The organism is Escherichia sp. SCLE84, assembly GCF_012584495.1.
Lineage (GTDB): Bacteria > Pseudomonadota > Gammaproteobacteria > Enterobacterales > Enterobacteriaceae > ECMA0423.
This window is the reverse complement of record NZ_CP051430.1, coordinates 2520579-2538402: the sequence shown is the minus strand read 5'-3', so window position 1 is coordinate 2538402 and position 17824 is coordinate 2520579. Positions and strand designations below refer to the sequence as shown.

At 51.1% G+C, this 17824-nt stretch carries 15 protein-coding genes; 4 read left to right on the top strand and 11 right to left on the bottom strand.

Annotated features, from left to right (window positions below; all coding sequences use genetic code 11):
• Positions 1–99: 99 nt before the first annotated feature.
• The gene (gene kptA / locus HGD79_RS12440) at positions 100–654 is read left to right on the top strand and encodes an RNA 2'-phosphotransferase (protein ID WP_001151854.1); all 555 of its coding nucleotides are present in this window, start codon (positions 100–102) and stop codon (positions 652–654) included.
• 12 nt (positions 655–666) lie between these two features.
• Here the strand turns inward: kptA and HGD79_RS12435 are convergent, their stop codons facing one another.
• From HGD79_RS12435 to mdtM, 7 genes are all read right to left on the bottom strand, one after another.
• The gene (locus HGD79_RS12435; RefSeq protein ID WP_001141192.1) at positions 667–1845 is read right to left on the bottom strand and encodes an MFS transporter; all 1179 of its coding nucleotides are present in this window, start codon (positions 1843–1845) and stop codon (positions 667–669) included.
• A gap of 67 nt (positions 1846–1912) precedes the next feature.
• Positions 1913–2773 carry a YjiK family protein gene (locus HGD79_RS12430; RefSeq protein WP_001298932.1) on the bottom strand — a complete coding sequence of 287 codons (861 nt, stop codon included), beginning with the start codon at positions 2771–2773 and terminating at the stop codon, positions 1913–1915.
• Between the two features lie 64 nt (positions 2774–2837).
• The gene (locus HGD79_RS12425) at positions 2838–3095 is read right to left on the bottom strand and encodes a DUF3343 domain-containing protein (protein ID WP_000657676.1); all 258 of its coding nucleotides are present in this window, start codon (positions 3093–3095) and stop codon (positions 2838–2840) included.
• The gene (yjiL, locus tag HGD79_RS12420; protein ID WP_000222495.1) at positions 3092–3859 is read right to left on the bottom strand and encodes a putative 2-hydroxyacyl-CoA dehydratase activator YjiL; all 768 of its coding nucleotides are present in this window, start codon (positions 3857–3859) and stop codon (positions 3092–3094) included. The genes HGD79_RS12425 and yjiL overlap by 4 nt, the downstream gene beginning before the upstream one ends.
• Before the next feature lie 9 nt (positions 3860–3868).
• Entirely contained in the window at positions 3869–5020 is a 1152-nt protein-coding gene (locus HGD79_RS12415; protein WP_001348031.1) for a double-cubane-cluster-containing anaerobic reductase, read from the bottom strand.
• 115 nt (positions 5021–5135) lie between these two features.
• Positions 5136–6416: a DUF445 domain-containing protein gene (locus tag HGD79_RS12410; protein WP_001037395.1), complete on the bottom strand. Its 1281-nt coding sequence runs from the start codon at positions 6414–6416 to the stop codon at positions 5136–5138.
• A gap of 40 nt (positions 6417–6456) precedes the next feature.
• Positions 6457–7689, bottom strand: coding sequence for a multidrug efflux MFS transporter MdtM (mdtM, locus tag HGD79_RS12405; protein WP_001137015.1), 1233 nt, complete (start codon positions 7687–7689; stop codon positions 6457–6459).
• Between the two features lie 466 nt (positions 7690–8155).
• Between mdtM and HGD79_RS12395 the strand changes: the two genes are divergently transcribed.
• Complete coding sequence (locus tag HGD79_RS12395; protein WP_000181170.1) at positions 8156–9100, top strand: Rpn family recombination-promoting nuclease/putative transposase; 945 nt, start codon at positions 8156–8158, stop codon at positions 9098–9100.
• A gap of 241 nt (positions 9101–9341) precedes the next feature.
• Here HGD79_RS12395 and HGD79_RS12390 read toward each other — a convergent pair whose 3' ends face one another.
• On the bottom strand, positions 9342–10754 hold the full coding sequence (locus HGD79_RS12390) for a PLP-dependent aminotransferase family protein (RefSeq protein WP_000199339.1): 1413 nt from the start codon (positions 10752–10754) through the stop codon (positions 9342–9344).
• 176 nt (positions 10755–10930) lie between these two features.
• Between HGD79_RS12390 and HGD79_RS12385 the strand changes: the two genes are divergently transcribed.
• Together HGD79_RS12385 and HGD79_RS12380 are read left to right on the top strand one after the other, a co-directional pair.
• Positions 10931–11095 (top strand): DUF1127 domain-containing protein, encoded by a 165-nt coding sequence (locus HGD79_RS12385; RefSeq protein WP_000394270.1) that lies wholly within the window; start codon positions 10931–10933, stop codon positions 11093–11095.
• 351 nt (positions 11096–11446) lie between these two features.
• Positions 11447–13987 (top strand): penicillin G acylase, encoded by a 2541-nt coding sequence (locus tag HGD79_RS12380; RefSeq protein ID WP_000797400.1) that lies wholly within the window; start codon positions 11447–11449, stop codon positions 13985–13987.
• 77 nt (positions 13988–14064) lie between these two features.
• Here HGD79_RS12380 and yjiA read toward each other — a convergent pair whose 3' ends face one another.
• Genes yjiA through btsT form a run of 3 tightly spaced genes read right to left on the bottom strand, consistent with a single transcriptional unit; the run spans position 14065 to position 17435 of the window.
• Positions 14065–15021: a GTPase gene (yjiA, locus tag HGD79_RS12375; protein ID WP_001298945.1), complete on the bottom strand. Its 957-nt coding sequence runs from the start codon at positions 15019–15021 to the stop codon at positions 14065–14067.
• A 10-nt stretch (positions 15022–15031) separates the two neighbouring features.
• Complete coding sequence (locus HGD79_RS12370) at positions 15032–15235, bottom strand: YbdD/YjiX family protein (RefSeq protein WP_000467860.1); 204 nt, start codon at positions 15233–15235, stop codon at positions 15032–15034.
• Between the two features lie 49 nt (positions 15236–15284).
• A complete protein-coding gene (gene btsT / locus HGD79_RS12365; RefSeq protein WP_001351407.1) occupies positions 15285–17435 on the bottom strand; it encodes a pyruvate/proton symporter BtsT in 2151 nt (716 codons plus the stop codon).
• Positions 17436–17824: the final 389 nt, after the last annotated feature.

Sequence of the window (17824 nt, the reverse complement as noted above, 5' to 3'; positions counted from 1 at the left end):
TGGAAAAGGTTCTGCGCAGGATTGAGTTGCAGAAAATTCATAAACCCAGTGACAATGACATTGGTAAATAAAAACAGAAAACCCAGGGACGAAAACGCGATGGCAAAGTACAACGAAAAAGAGCTGGCGGATACGAGCAAGTTTTTAAGTTTTGTCCTCCGACACAAACCGGAGGCGATAGGTATCGTACTGGACCGTGAAGGATGGGCGGATATCGATAAGCTCATACTTTGTGCCCAAAAAGCGGGCAAGCGGTTAACCCGTGCATTGCTGGATACCGTGGTCGCTACCAGTGATAAAAAACGTTTTAGTTATTCCAGTGATGGTAGGTGCATCCGCGCGGTTCAGGGGCATTCGACTTCGCAGGTCGCCATTTCCTTTGCCGAAAAAACACCGCCACAGTTTCTCTACCACGGTACGGCAAGCCGTTTCCTTGACGAGATAAAAAAACAGGGGCTGATTGCAGGGGAGCGTCATTACGTACATCTCTCTGCTGATGAAGCAACGGCACGCAAAGTGGGAGCAAGACACGGATCGCCGGTTATCTTAACCGTCAAAGCACAGGAAATGGCGAAACGAGGCATCCCTTTCTGGCAAGCGGAAAACGGGGTCTGGCTGACATCAACGGTTGCTGTTGAGTTTCTTGAGTGGTAAGGGAAACACTCCTCATGAAGTGACCACTTGCAGCTTAAATAATTGTACTGTGCTGATAAGCGCAGCAATAAACAACGCCGCCGCGCCGCAGAGAGTGGCGCCGGCAAGCGCCGATGTTCCATTGCCGAGCATACTGGTCAGCGCCGGGCCGAGGATTTGTCCAATGCCGTAAATGAGCGTCACAAAGCCTAAAAGATTGAGATTTCCCGGAACGCTCAGTTGGCGGGCGATAGTCATCACCAGAGATGTCGTGCCCATAAAGGTACCGCCAAAACCGATACTACTAATGATAAGCAAGAGAGGAGAGTCGCTGGCGAGAGTAAGCAGCACACTGATAGCCTGCACCAGCAAATTCGCCGTCAGGCAAGGCAAAGCCCCCCAACGTTTTGCTGCCCATAGCCAGCCAAAGCAGCCTGGCACAATTGATAAGCCGACTAACGTCCAGAGATGGGCGGTTAACAATGGTGAGCCTGCATCTTTCGCCATGAGCGGCAGGAAAGTCGCGACGATGATATAACCAAATCCCGCCAGGCCGTACAGAATAGCCAGTAACCACCAGTTCATTATCTGTTGCTCCGTTTTTGCCAATGGCATTGGTGCGATGGCGTGTTTTTTCGAGGGCATTAAAAGCGTAAGTGCAATCAGCATCATGCCAGAAAGCGCCCCGGCGCCTTGCCATAACGTTTGCGAGGAGAAGGCAAAATGCAGGCCTGCCAGAACATATTCGTTGCCCAGTGCAATGCCAATGCCAACGCCAGAAAACAAAGCTGCCAGCACAAAAGGATGGCGCGTGTGCTGCATAATCAGCGTCGAACCAAAAATCAGCATACCGGCGCTGGCGACCCCCGCCAGGAAGCGAATCAATAACACCAGAATAAATGGCGGCAACCATGCCATTGCGAGGATCAACAACCCGCTCGCCAGGGCAGAAACCAACAGAAATGGGCGTAGGCGCGACGGCTGGTGAAATGCGCCAAACGAAAATAGCAGACTGCCAGCCAGATACCCCGCATAGTTGCCGCTGGCAATCCACGAGAGCTGGCTAAATGAAAACGCCCCTTCCGCCATCATGACGGGCAACATAGGCGTATAAAGGAAGCGACCTAATCCCATACCTAGGGTCAGAACCAGCATCCCGAAAAGCGCGGTGCTGAAAGAAAAGCGTTCTACGGGATGCGAGGACGAAGGCATGTTTAACCTTGTATGTCATTTTTGTTGTTAACAAGTTAATAACAAAAAGGTGAAATATGCCAGCCTGTTAATGCGATGATTTAGGGGTAAAGCGATAAAAACGATTTGGTTCGCTAACGATATAAATATTACCAGAGGCATCCATCGCAATCCCTTCGGCCTGTTTGATGTTATGCGACAAACCTCGACTACCTTTGGTTAGTGATATTTCACCGATAACCTCGCCAACCAGGGTTACTTCCTGGAGTGCGCGAGATTCATGAGACAGCACCAGAAGCGTATTTTTTTGCTGGTTAAATTCTGCGCCGGACACATCATCTAAAGTAAATTGCCGTTGTAGTGCCTCGTCTTTGCTGATGTGTAATTCATTGCTACTTAACAGCCCGTTAACTTTGTAGACCTCAATCGGATTTTTCTCTTTAAAAAACCAGAAAGTGTGATCCTGGCGAGAATAAGCCAACCCTTCAAAACCGCAATTGGTTGGGGAGTCTTGCAGCGGGATTTTTATTTTTTTGAGGATTTTTACTTCCGAGTTTGGGGTCAGTGAAATCACATAAATGGCGTAATCGCGCTCATCGCTAATGACAAACTGATTATCGCCAATGTATTCGATTGTCTCGAGATCCTTAACAAAATCCAGAGGAATTGTGCGGATAAAATCACCATTGGTGGTCATTTCAACAATGGCGGCAGGTTTGTTGATAGTGCTAAAAAGAGTATTGCTTTGTGCCGACCAGGTCAGCGAAGAGATATTATTCGTTATGCCTGCAATTTCTTTGCCGTCAATGGTGGCGTGGTAATTCTGAAATGATGCTGCATGATTGCTTTTACGGGCGCAAGATTGCACGAAGAAAGTACACACTGCCACAATGGCAAAAAGAATCACAATAACGGAGATGCGTTTACTTAACGAAATACTTTTTGTCACGGTAATCCCTTTAAGGCAAATCAATAAGATATCGAGAAGTATACGTAGCGACCTTAATGAATCCTTAACGCGGAGAAACCCGGTAATGTGCAATGCAGCGCCAGACACCATCCTGCTGACAATAAATTGACTCAGTCAGCCCAGGGATCACCCATTGTATTTCCTCGCCGGGGGGACAGGTCAGCCAAATGCATAACCCGCAGCCGCCGCGTAAATCACGGGGAATATCGCTGACGCGAAAAGTCATGCCCGCTGCCTGCAACGCTTTGCGGGTTTGTATGACGCCGACTGTGGAGTGAAATAAAAATAAAAACTCTTTCATCGGCGTGTCCTCACTCGTTGACCAATTACCGCCGCGCCAATTGCGCCAGCAAATTGCGCATCAGGATGGGTATTTACCGGCATTCCCAGATGAGATTCCAGCATCCGGGCAAACGTCTGGCAATGACTAACGCCACCAGTAAACAGAATCGGCGCTTCACAGGAGAGACGAGCAATGAAATTGGCACTCCTCCGCGCCATCGCGTTAATCACTCCGGCGAGAATCGCTTCTGGCGCGACGCCCGCTGAGCGCAGGCTGATCACTTCTGATTCGGCAAACACTGTGCACATACTCGTGATGGCGTGCGGCGTGACATTTTCGGTAATGCTGTCGAGTTGCTCGACGCTGGTGCCAAGCGTGCGCGAGATCACCTCCAGGAAACGCCCGGTGCCCGCCGCGCATTTGTCATTCATCAGGAAATCGCACAGGTTACCGTCATCATCAAGCTGAATCACTTTGCTGTCCTGACCACCGATGTCGATTACCGCGCGCGTTGCTGGCGCAAGAAACCGTGCGCCCAGCCCATGACAGGAGATTTCCGTCACTTGTTTATCGGCAAAATCCACCAGTTGCCGTCCATAGCCGGTGAGCGTCAGAAACGGCGTTGTCTCTAACCCTTCGCGCAGAGTTTCCCAGGCTTCAGTAATTGCTGTTGCCGGACGAAAGGGTGTTGGAACGAGGAAACGGCGCGTAATCACGCCGTCTGCCAGTAAGATCCCTTTGGTGGCGGTAGAACCAGAATCAATGCCAATCGAATATGTCACTGCCACTCCTTACAGCATCTCAATAAAGGCCGCGACACGGGTACTGAGCTGCCCGACATCTGAGGTGGAGTAGTCTGTTTCAATAGCGATATAAGGAATGTTGTGCTGCTGACGCACATGACGTTTAATCGCCAGCGATTCCACCGCGTAGGTATGGCACGCCTGCAAAATCACATCAACTACGCCATCGACCTGATATTCTTCCACCATCTGGCTGAGCATTTGCAGGCGCTGATCGTTCGGCGAAACACAGGAGCAGCCAATCGCCAGATATTTATCCGCCAGTGCGTCGTAGACATCGCCCGTTTCTGCCACGCATTGCTCGGTCGCTTTCGCCCCGGTGCAGTTTTCATAACCGACAACCCAGCCGCCATTCTCTTCAATCGCGCGCACCACTTTTTCTGCTGCGCCGCCAATCGGGCAGCCGGTGATTAAAATGCGTGGACGCGGGTCCAGTCGCTGGCCTTCTTCCCACTGCTGACGAACGCGGGCTGTCATCGCGTCCAGTTCATTGATCAACGCCTCTTTATCGAACCGGAATGTTGCGCCGTAAACCACTTTCAGAATGTCGCTGCCGCTAAGCGCCGGAGGATTTAACTGCCCAAGATGATAAAAATTAGCCAGTGCGCGACGTTCGCGGTTTTTCAGAGCAATGGCATCGCGCAGAGCATCTTCGCTAATCTCGTGCCCAAAACGTTCTTCTACCGTTTTTTGCAAGCGCAGCATCTCGGCTTTCCATAACGCACGCGAGGTATCGTCCTTAACGCTGTTCGGCAGCTGCATCACATGAACGGGCTTAAACTCCGCCATGTATTCATACATTTTCTTTTTGCCGTCGCAGGTGGTTTCACCGACCACCAGATCAGAAAAGTAGAAGTAGGGGCATTTATCGGTTTTGCCGAAGCCGTAGCTGCTTTTAATCAGCGGGCAGAGGTTGCGCGGCAGATCTTTCTCCGCTTCTTCAATGGTTTCATCAGAGGTGGAACAGAGCGAAACCACAACCGCACCGGCTGCCATCGGGATCTCTTGCGGCATAAAGGTGCAGTAAGTGCCAACCAGCGGAATGCCGCGCTCCTTGAGATCCATGACGGTGAGAAAGCCTTTCTGGCGAGCTTCAGAGAACTGATCGAAAATGGCGGGTAGATCGGTGACAAGTGACATGATTTTCCTTCCCCGTACCACGGGAGATAATGAAAAGAGGCCACATTATTACCATTCTTTTAGTGTGGTTTATTTGATCTCTCTCGCGGTTAGCTACTTAGTTTTTCATGGATTTCTAAAAATTGCCGAGGGGGAACAAGGCCGGGAGCTGCGACAACAAATATAAAATTAGCCCAATACAACCGCCAACCAGCGTACCGTTGACACGGATAAACTGCAGATCTTTGCCGATATTTAACTCTATTTGCCGCGACATATCCCGCGCATCCCAGCTTTTTACCGTATCGCTGATATGGCGCGTCAGGAATGCGGAAAACTCAGGCGCGACGCGGTGCGCGGCTTGTTCCAGATGACCATTTAACGACGCCCGCAAGGCATCATCGGCAATTAACGTTTCGCCAAACCATTGACCCGCCCGCGCGATACGTTCTTTCACACGAGAATCTTCACTGTTGATATCCGCTTTCAGCCATTCCCGTAAATCCCCCCACAATTCACTGAGATAGCGGTTAAAAGCTTCATCTTCTTTCAGATAGCTTTTTACGGCATCAGCTCGCGCTGCCATTTCAGGATCGTTTTTCAACTTGTCGATCAGGGCAAAAGTGGCGCGATCAAACGCATGGCGGATCTGATGCGCACGATCGCGGCTGATATCATCAAGCAAAGAATTCACCGCGTCAGAAACCAACTCCGCGCTATGTTCGCCCAGCCATTCGGTGGGGAGAATTTTGGCTTTTAGTGGATGCTCGCTCTCCAGCCAGCGAACAATTTGCTGGGCGATTAACTTGCGCGATTTATCGCGCTGGAGAAGGGCGATCAACTGTGCGATCAGCGTATCCAGCAGCACCTGATGACGATCGTTTTTGGTCATACTCTCCAGCATCAACGCACTGGTGCCGGAAAGATCTACCTTATCAATCGCCCGATGGACCGCGCGCTTAAGCAGGCGCTGAATACGCGCATCATCGGTCAGTTCAAGAAAACCGCTCATGATCTGCAACAGATGCTGACCAACGCGGCGGGCGTTTTCTGGCTGACTAAACCAGTTGCCAATCAACAACGCCGGTTCGTGACGTCGAATCAATGCCACCAGCGACTGGGTATCGAGAAATTTTTCCTGCACGAACTGGCCGAGATTTTCGCCAATCCGGTCTTTATTACGCGGGATAATCGCCGTATGACGAGAAATGATCGGAATCGGCACGCGGCGAAACAGCGCCACCACCGCAAACCAGTCCGCCAGCGCGCCGACCATCGCCGCTTCAGCAATCGCCTTCACGCCGCTCACCCAAAAATTGGGCGGCAAAAACAGCGTAACGACAAAGGTAGCAGCGGCGATAAGCAGTAAAGAGAGCGCCAACATTTTGGCGCGTCTGAGTTCAATGAGTTTATTCATAACGTTAAGAATAGAGCCTGACGGCAGGATCGCGCAAAAATCACCGCTCCTCCGCCAGCTCGGCAGCCTGATGTTGGCGCACGCGATTGAGCAATCCTGCCAGGGTGAAAACGACGATAACGCCCGCCACGACGGCTAACAGATGAAACGGCAAGCGACCGCCGTTAAACCACAGCCAGCGGCCGATTTCGACCGAGACAGACATCACCATCAGGATCACCATATTCAGCGATGCGGAGACGGTTCCTTTCGGTAAGTTATTGGAAAAAAGCGTAAAGCGGAATAAGGTCGGGAAGATCAAACCAATCCCGAAAGCATACAAACTGGTGCCCAGCACCGACCACAGCCAGACGTGCGGTGACAGCAGATTGCCGATAATCAACAGCGCGAGGCCGACCAGTTGAATGGGTACAGCACGCCAGATAAAGCGCGGTTCGGTCGGATCTTTAACGAAACGCGCCACGATGGCATTCGCGACAATCACCGCGCCGAACACCGGAACCTGTGTCCAGGCGAACTGCGAAGTTGTTAAGCCGCCTGCGTCAATCAGGATCACCGGCGAGACAGCCACCCAACTCATCATCGGGATATAGCTTAAAGAGATGGTTGCTGCGCCAAAGAGGAACAGCCGGTTGCAAAAGACATTACGAAAATCGCGCAAGACGCTTTTGGCGCTAAATGGAACCGCGCCGCGCTTCACCGTCTCTGGCATCGCCAGCAGTAAGCCAACAAATGAGATAAACCCCATAACCGCAATGATGGCAAAAAGGACTTTCCAGTGCACAAAGTGCATCAGAGCTGCGCCGGAAAGCGGGCCAATAATCGGCGCAATCAGTACGATGGAGGTGATAATCGCCATCAACTTAATCCCTTTTGTCTGTCCGAACGCCTCCTGCACCGTGACATAACCAACGGTAGCAATAAAACAGATACTGGTGCCCTGAATTGCACGCGCGATAAGAAACTGTGTCATAGACGTTGTGAACATTGTCGCAGCGCAGGCAAGGGTAAATATTAGCGCCCCGGTAATCAGCACCGGCCTGCGGCCAATCCTGTCGGAAAGCGGCCCCAGCAGCCACTGTAACGCCATACCCCCCGCGAGATAGAGACTGACGGCAGCCGGAGCCAGACTGACATCGGCATTAAAATCACGGACCACATTAATGATCCCCGGCTGGATCAGATCCGTCGAAAGATAGGCGGCAAAGTCATACAAAATCAACGCCATCGGGAAAAACAGCGTAGCGGCATGGCGGGCAAAAAAACGTGGCATAACAAACAACTCCTTGTCCGGAGAACCCCAACGGGGAAAACGAAATTCAATACCGTCGGTAATGACGAAAGGCAGGCGAGAAGGACAAATGTACTGAATTTCATGTAATCAACCACACTGCCTGTGAACACACAGACAGAGAAATACCTTCTGACTCCAGGTCAGAATGTATAACGATTACAAATAGTCATCAGCACATTACACCTCTTTAATTGATGGGTTGCATAGAAAATATACACCTTAAGTGTAATTAAAATTTGCGGTTAATCAAAAGAGCGCGGTGGAAAGGGGAATATCTGCCGGGTACAGGAAATGTAAAACGCGAGCCTGTTTCCGGAAAAATGTATCGTTTGCAGAGGAACACAAATAGCCTGGAAAGCGCCTCGGGGAACGAGAAATTGCCGGGTGAGAATGGTTTTGTTAGTCGCTACAGTCGGGCCATCTTATCTACAGGTGACGGATCGCCATGACAAACTTCACAACCAGCACGCCGCATGACGCATTATTTAAATCCTTTCTCACGCACCCTGACACCGCGCGGGATTTTATGGAGATCCACTTACCCAAAGATTTACGTGAACTGTGCGATCTCGACAGCTTAAAACTGGAATCCGCCAGCTTCGTCGATGAAAAATTGCGGGCGCTACACTCCGATATTCTGTGGTCGGTAAAGACCCGTGAAGGTGATGGTTATATTTACGTAGTGATTGAACATCAGAGCCGCGAGGATATCCATATGGCCTTTCGCCTGATGCGATATTCCATGGCGGTGATGCAGCGCCATATCGAGCATGATAAACGCCGGCCGCTACCGCTGGTCATCCCGATGCTGTTTTATCACGGTAGCCGTAGTCCTTATCCCTGGTCCCTGTGCTGGCTGGACGAATTTGCTGACCCGACCACCGCACGGAAGCTTTATACCGCAGCGTTCCCGCTGGTGGATGTCACTGTCGTGCCAGACGACGAGATTGTGCAGCACCGCAGAGTCGCCCTGTTGGAGTTGATCCAAAAGCATATTCGCCAGCGCGATCTGATGGGGCTTATCGATCAACTGGTAATATTACTGGTTACAGAGTGTGCTAATGACAGCCAGATAACTGCGCTGTTAAATTACATTTTACTGACTGGCGATGAAGCGCGTTTTAAGAAGTTTATCAGCGAACTTACCCGTCGAATGCCACAACACAGGGAGCGAATAATGACGATTGCAGAGCGAATTTATAATGATGGATGGCTGTTGGGGATGGAAAAGGGGAAAGAAGAAGGGGAACAACGCCTCCTTAGATTGTTGTTGCAGAATGGGGCAGATCCTGAATGGATACAAAAGATTACCGGACTTTCGACAGAGCAAATGCAGGCATTAGAGCAGCCCTTGCCTGAAATCAAGCGCGATCCATGGATCGAATACTAATCAGAGACGGATGACAAACGCAAAGCTGCCTGATGCGCTACGCTTATCAGACCTACATTTCCTCTGCAATCTATTGAATTTGCGCGGTTTGTAGGCCGGATAAGGCGTTCACGCCGCATCCGGTATGAACGAAGCACACTTTGCCTAAGCCATGCTGGAACGTGGCGATGACCCTGCAAAGATACAACGAGTTACAGGCGATTCGTGAGAGGAAATCAGGTGCTTCGCCACTAATTCGAATTTATTCCATTGCCCGATACACGGCCTCGCCAATTTGCTTTAGTGCTTCGCGATAGGTTTCGCTGAGCGGCAAAGCGCAGTTGATGCGTAGACAATTACGGTATTTGCCGGAAGCCGAGAAAATCGAGCCTGCTGCCACCTGGATATTCATGCGGCACAGCTGCCGCGCAACGCAGACCATATCGACCTGTTCAGGCAATTCTATCCACAGTAAAAATCCGCCTTTCGGGCGCGTAATACAGATTTCGCAGGGAAAATATTCCCGTATCCAGCAGGTATAAAGCGCCAAATTGCGCTGATAGCTCTGCCGCATCCGCCGGATATGGCGATGATAGTGACCTTCCAGCACAAACGTTGCCGCCGCCATTTGCGTGGACGGCACATTAAAGCTGCTGATGGCGTATTTCATATGCATCAGTTTATCGTGATAACGCCCCGGTGCGACCCAACCCACGCGCAGGCCTGGAGCAATACTTTTACTGAACGAGCTGCACAACAACACTCGCCCGTCGATATCCCATGAATGGATGGTCCGCGGGCGCGGATACTCCGTTGCCAGTTCGCCGTAGACATCATCTTCAAAAATCACAATATCATGACGCTGAGCGAGAGAGAGAACGGCCCGTTTGCGTGCGTCCGGCATAATAAATCCCAGCGGATTATTACAGTTTGGCACCAGAATGATGCCTTTAATCGGCCACTGTTCCAGCGCCAGTTCCAGTGCTTCAACGCTGATGCCAGTTTCTGGATCGGTTGGGATTTCAATCACTTTCACGCCCATGCCTCGCAGCATCTGCATCGAACCGTAATAACAGGGAGATTCGACCGCGACAATATCGCCCGGTTTACACACCGCCATTAACGCCAGCGACATCGAGTTATGGCAGCCGCTGGTGATGATGATGTCATCGGCGGTGACCACCGAGCCGCTGTCGAGCATCAGGCGGGCAATCTGCTCCCGCAACACTCGCTGACCGGCTAACAAGTCATAACCGAGAACGGTTTGCAGATTATGCTGCACCACCCGGCTTAGCTCACGCCACAGCGGTTTCAGGCTGGGCGTTTCGACATCCGGCGTGCTTTTGCTTAACGGAACAATGGAATTGTCGCTATGCGCCTCCAGCATATCCAGCACCTGATCCCACTGGGTAATTTCCACCGGGCGCTGCACCGGACGCGTCATCGGCGGTACAGGCGGCTGGGCTTTACGTTGTGCGACAAAATAACCCGAACGCGGCTGCGGAGTGATGAGCCTCATCGTTTCCAGCGTCTGATACGCCTGTTGCACGGTGCTGATGCTGACGCCGTGCTCCTGACTTAAGCTGCGCACCGACGGCAATTTCTCCCCGTGACGATACAGCCCTTGCTCAATCCGCTCGGCAAGTAGAGTCGCCAGATGTTGATAACGCGTCATGCTGTATTCCTTATTTGGCCCATACAGAAAGAAAAACCGGTACAGATGAGGCTAAAAAACCGGATGCAGATGCTGTTTTAACCTGTCTGTATGTTAAATAAAACTAATATTTGCATCTGTATTGTGAACTGCCAGAAGGCGGATGATGAAGCCTCTGAAAGATGAGGAGGCAGCAGATGGAATTTCACGAAAACAAAGCCAAAACGCCGTTTATCAGACTTGTGCAACTCTGGCATGCGGTGAGGCGTTGGCGGCGGCAAATGCAGACCCGACGAGTGTTACAGCAGATGAGTGATGAACGGTTGAGGGATATTGGGTTACGCAGGGAGGATGTGGAGTGAACTATGGGCGGCGTGTTGGCAAATGCTGCCTGTCTGCATTCAAAATTGCTACAAAATCCAACCATAAAAGTCGTTTACAACATATTTTTCTGATTTACATACAGATAATGACCTGAGCTGTCTCTCTGGGGGTCATCATCTATGCGTCCGGGGGATCTGTCACAAAAAGGAATAGAACAAAATCATCAGCGGTGAATAAAGCGATTCGTTTTAGATCACATTAATGAAATTTTTGTATCAAAAATTAGTTATCGCGCTCACAGTTCATAATGAAATAATTCTCTGCAAATAGATAACCGAAGCTTCGTTGCTAGTATCAATTCGCTAATTATACACCTGCCAGAGGATACAATGAAAAATAGAAATCGTATGATCGTGAACTGTGTTACTGCTTCCCTGATGTATTATTGGAGCTTACCTGCACTGGCTGAGCAGTCGTCAAGTGAGATAAAGATTGTTCGCGATGAATACGGCATGCCGCATATTTATGCCAATGATACATGGCACCTATTTTATGGCTATGGCTATGTAGTAGCACAAGATCGCCTTTTTCAGATGGAAATGGCACGTCGCAGTACTCAAGGGACTGTCGCGGAAGTGCTTGGCAAAGATTTTGTGAAATTTGATAAAGATATCCGTCGTAACTACTGGCCGGATGCTATCCGGGCGCAAATTGCTGCCCTTTCCCCAGAGGATATGTCCATTCTGCAAGGCTACGCTGATGGAATGAATGCCTGGATTGATAAGGTAAATACCAATCCAGAGACGCTCTTACCAAAACAGTTTAATACATTTGGCTTTACTCCTAAGCGCTGGGAACCGTTTGATGTCGCGATGATATTTGTGGGCACCATGGCAAACCGCTTCTCTGATAGCACTAGCGAAATTGATAATCTGGCACTGCTAACGGCTTTAAAAGATAAATATGGTGTATCACAAGGCATGGCGGTATTTAATCAGTTGAAATGGCTGGTAAACCCATCAGCGCCAACCACTATTGCCGTACAAGAGAGTAACTACCCACTTAAATTTAATCAGCAAAACTCGCAAACAGCAGCTCTGTTGCCACGCTACGATTTACCTGCACCAATGCTTGACCGACCAGCAAAAGGGGCGGATGGCGCACTGCTGGCGTTAACAGCAGGGAAGAACCGGGAAACTATTGCTGCACAATTTGCACAGGGTGGTGCCAATGGTCTGGCGGGGTATCCAACGACCAGCAATATGTGGGTGATCGGCAAAAGCAAAGCCCAGGATGCGAAAGCAATCATGGTAAATGGTCCGCAGTTTGGCTGGTATGCGCCTGCGTATACTTATGGTATTGGTCTGCACGGTGCTGGTTATGATGTCACTGGCAATACACCATTTGCCTATCCTGGGCTGGTTTTTGGTCATAATGGTGTGATTTCCTGGGGATCAACGGCAGGTTTCGGCGATGATGTCGATATTTTTGCTGAACGGCTGTCGGCAGAGAAACCAGGCTACTACTTGCATAATGGTAAGTGGGTGAAAATGTTAAGCCGTGAGGAAACCATTACGGTGAAAAATGGTCAGGCAGAGACCTTTACTGTCTGGCGTACGGTGCATGGCAACATTCTCCAAACTGACCAGACGACACAAACGGCTTACGCTAAATCCCGCGCATGGGATGGTAAAGAGGTGGCGTCTTTGCTGGCCTGGACTCATCAGATGAAGGCCAAAAATTGGCAGGAGTGGACACAGCAGGCAGCGAAACAAGCACTGACCATCAACTGGTACTATGCTGATGTAAACGGCAATATTGGTTATGTTCATACTGGTGCTTATCCAGATCGTCAATCAGGCCATGATCCGCGATTACCCGTTCCTGGTACGGGAAAATGGGACTGGAAAGGGCTATTGCCTTTTGAAATGAACCCTAAGGTGTATAACCCCCAGTCGGGATATATTGCTAACTGGAACAATTCTCCCCAAAAAGATTATCCCGCTTCAGATCTGTTTGCCTTTTTGTGGGGTGGTGCAGATCGCGTTACGGAGATCGACCGACTGCTTGAGCAAAAGCCACGCTTAACTGCTGATCAGGCATGGGATGTTATTCGCCAAACCAGTCGTCAGGATCTTAACCTGAGGCTTTTTTTACCTACTCTGCAAGCAGCGACATCTGGTTTGACACAGAGCGATCCGCGTCGTCAGTTGGTAGAAACATTAACACGTTGGGATGGCATCAATTTGCTTAATGATGATGGTAAAACCTGGCAGCAGCCAGGCTCTGCCATCCTGAACGTTTGGCTGACCAGTATGTTGAAGCGTACCGTAGTGGCTGCCGTACCTATGCCATTTGATAAGTGGTACAGCGCCAGTGGCTACGAAACAACCCAGGACGGCCCAACTGGTTCGCTGAATATAAGTGTTGGAGCAAAAATTTTGTATGAGGCGGTGCAGGGAGACAAATCACCAATCCCACAGGCGGTTGATCTGTTTGCTGGGAAACCACAGCAGGAGGTTGTGTTGGCTGCGCTGGAAGATACCTGGGAGACTCTTTCCAAACGCTATGGCAATAATGTGAGTAACTGGAAAACACCTGCAATGGCCTTAACGTTCCGGGCAAATAATTTCTTTGGTGTACCGCAGGCCGCAGCGGAAGAAACGCGTCATCAGGCGGAGTATCAAAACCGTGGAACAGAAAACGATATGATTGTTTTCTCACCAACGACAAGCGATCGTCCTGTGCTTGCCTGGGATGTGGTCGCACCCGGTCAGAGTGGGTTTATTGCTCCCGATGGAACAGTTGATAAGCACTATGAAGATCAGCTGAAAATGTACGAAAATTTTGGCCGTAAGTCGCTCTGGTTAACGAAGCAGGATGTGGAGGCGCATAAGGAGTCGCAGGAAGTGTTGCACGTTCAGAGATAATTAAGCCCGAAAGCCCTCATATTCTGGAGGAATATGAGGGTGATAAAGTCTCAGGTATTGTGATGTTGGAGGGCTGGTTACTTTTTGAGTCCCGCAAACGCCGCCCGAATCTCATCCTCCGGCAACTGAATCCCGATAAACACCATCGTGCTATGCGGTGTTTCATCGCCCCATGGCCTGTCCCAGTCGGCGCTGTAGAGGCGCTGGACGCCCTGGAACAGCAGGCGGTTAGGTTCGCCGTCAATCCACAGCATCCCTTTGTAACGCAGCAGTTTATCCGCCGATTCCAGCAGCAGGTTTTCCATCACCCGGGAAACTTCGCTGATATCTACCGGGTAATCCAGTTCCACCACAATCGACGAAATATCGTTTTGTTTGTCCGCGATAAAATGGAAACGCGGTTTGGTGCTGACGACGTTTTCTTCCAGCATAAAACCGTTGGTGTTGAACAGCAGACCCAGGTCGATGTCGCCGTGGGTGACGGTGTAGACCGGTGCACGGGCGTTGATGCGTGCCAGACGTTCACGCAGTTTTTCTGCTTCGCCTGCGACGTCGGTTTTAGTCAGCAGAATACGGTCGGCGTAGCCCACCTGGGACTGGGCGATGGTGAACTGGTTCATCTGCTCATCGGCATGTACCGCATCCACCAGCGCAATCACGCCGTCCAGCAGGTAGCGCTGGCATAAAATCTCATGGGAGAAAAAGGTTTGAATAATCGGGCCAGGATCGGCCATGCCGGTGCATTCAATGACCAGACGATCGAACTGAATATTGCCCTTGTCGAGATTATCCAGCAGGTCGAGTAGCGCGTCCTCCAGCTCGTTGGAGCGCGAACAGCAGATGCAGCCGTTGGTCAGCGTTTTGATCTGCGTTGCGCGATCACCAATCAATTGATCATCAACGGAGACTTCGCCGAATTCGTTTTCAATCACGGCAATCTTGTAGCCGTGTTGTTCATTAAGAATATGGCGCAGCAGGGTGGTTTTGCCCGCGCCTAAAAAACCGGTGAGTAGGGTAACTGCAATCGGGTTCATGCTCTCTCCATTAACAACAGCGCATACCGCCTTTACCATCGCTGCCGTAGCGTGCGTTCTGGCGTTCGCGGAAGAATTCTTCATAGCTCATGTACGGCTTGTCGGGATGGTTGGTCTTCATATGCTCGACGTAGTTGTCGTAGTCTGGAATGCCAATCAACATCTTCGCCGCCTGGCCGAGATATTTTTTTGCCTGTCCTAAGTTACCAAACATAGTTCACTCTGATAAGAACAAAGCCCCGCCGAAGCGGGGCTAAATACGGTTAGTGGTGCGAAGAGATCTTCACGCCGCCTTCCGGGATTGGAACGTACGGTGTTTCTTTGTCAGTACGTTTGTCGCTGTTACGCACATTCAGCCAGGTTTTGAAACCGTAGAAGATGATGCTGTACACCACAATCAGGAACAGAATACTCAGGCCTGCGTTGGTGTAGTTGTTCACAACGATGTGGTTCATGTTGGCAATCTGCTGCGCCGTCAGGTCAGTACCGTTAGCAATCTTCTCTTTGTACTGGCTTGCCATGTAGAAGAAGCCTTCCATCTGCGGGTTGGTGCTGAACAGTTTCAGACCCAGCGCCCAGGTGGTGCAGATAAGCAGCCATACAGCCGGAACAACAGTTACCCAGATGTATTGGGTGCGCTTCATCTTAATCAGCACAACGGTGCCCAGTACCAGCGCTACGGCTGCCAGCATCTGGTTGGAAATACCGAACAGCGGCCACAGGCTCTTAACGCCGCCCAGCGGATCGACCACGCCCTGATACAGCAGGTAGCCCCACAGACCCACACAGCCCGCAGTACCGATGATACCGGCAACCAGAGAGTCGGTTTTTTTCAGGAACGGGATGAAGTTACCCAGCAGGTCTTGCAGCATAAAGCGGCCAGAACGAGTACCCGCATCCAGCGCGGTCAGGATGAACAGGGCTTCGAACAGAATACCGAAGTGATACCAGAAGCCCATGTCAGCCATCGGCAGCACTTTGTGGAACACGTGAGCGATACCTACCGCCAGCGTTGGCGCACCACCTGCACGGTTCAGGACAGAAGGCTCACCAATGTCTTTCGCGGTTTGCAGGATCTGCTCTGGCGAAATCACGAAGCCCCAGGAGCTGACGGTCGCTGCCGCGTGTGCGGTAACGTCTTTCAGCTGCGCCATGATGATCGGCGCGTTCTCGCCACCCATTTCATGCAGGTTAGGCATGGTGATGCCAAGGCCAGCAGGCGGGGTATTCATCGCGAAGTAAAGACCCGGTTCGATGATGGACGCTGCAACCAGCGCCATAATCGCCACGAAGGACTCCATCAGCATTGCGCCGTAGCCAATGAAACGCGCGTCGGTTTCGTTAGCCAGCAGTTTCGGCGTCGTACCGGAAGAGATCAGCGCGTGGAAGCCAGATACCGCACCACAGGCGATGGTGATGAACAGGAACGGGAACAGAGCGCCTTTCCACAGCGGGCCAGTACCGTCAATGTACTGGGTCATCGCAGGCATTTTCAGTTCCGGGTTCAGCACCACGATACCCAACGCCAGGCCGACGATAACGCCGATTTTCAGGAAGGTTGCCAGATAGTCGCGCGGTGCGAGGATCAGCCACACCGGCAGCAGTGCGGAAACAAACGCATAGCCAATCAGCGCGAAGGTAATGGTGGTGTCTTTAAAGGTCAGTGCCGGACCCCAGTACGGATCGTGAGCAATCACGCCACCGAAGTAGATAGAGGCAACCAGCAGCACGATACCAATGACAGAGACTTCACCCACACGCCCCGGACGGATAAAGCGCATGTAGATACCCATAAACAGCGCAATCGGTACGGTTGAGCAAACGGTGAAGACACCCCACGGACTTTCGGCCAGGGCTTTAACCACAATCAGCGCCAGAACGGCGAGGATGATGATCATGATTAAGAAACAGCCAAACAGCGCGATAGTCCCCGGAACTGGCCCCATCTCTTCTTTTATCATCTCACCGAGAGATGCGCCGTTACGGCGAGAGGAGATAAACAGCACCATAAAGTCCTGAACCGCACCGGCCAGTACTACCCCCGCCAGCAGCCACAGCGTGCCAGGCAGGTAGCCCATCTGTGCGGCGAGAACCGGACCGACCAGCGGACCAGCACCGGCGATAGCGGCGAAGTGGTGACCAAACAACACGTAACGGTTGGTCGGAACGTAGTTCAGACCGTCGTTGTTAATAACCGCAGGCGTCGCGCGCGTGGGGTCGAGTTTCATCACCTTCTGGGCGATGTACAGACTGTAGTAGCGATACGCCACCAGATACACCGACACAGAGGCGACCACGATCCACAGGGCGCTGACGTGCTCCCCCCGACGTAATGCAACTACCGCGAGGCAGAATGCACCGATGATTCCGAGAATCACCCAGGGTATGTGCTTGAATAGTTTTTTCGTATCCATAGTAAAACCTGGCATTTTACTCGTCGTCTTTTAGCTTACAGGTGCGGCAGTTGCGTTCGTTCACCCCTGTCACTTACTGTTGTAAGCTCCCGGGGATTCACTCACTTGCTGCCTTCCTGCAAACCAAAATTCATAGAGTAATTTGTTAATCATAGGCCGAAGCCGTTCTAGGTTTGCGTTGCGTTTGAGGAGGTAAATTGACCGCTATCCTGCAGTGATGTTGCCAGAGTTACGCGCGCGTAAAGTAAGGTAAATAACTGAGTGGTTATTTTAGGGACGTAAGCGGTCAGGAATGGCGGTGAGCGGTTGGGCAAGAATTATTCATCGGGTGGATATGTGATTGAGATCACAATAAAAATGCCCCTTCGACGAATGCGTGAAGGGGCTGG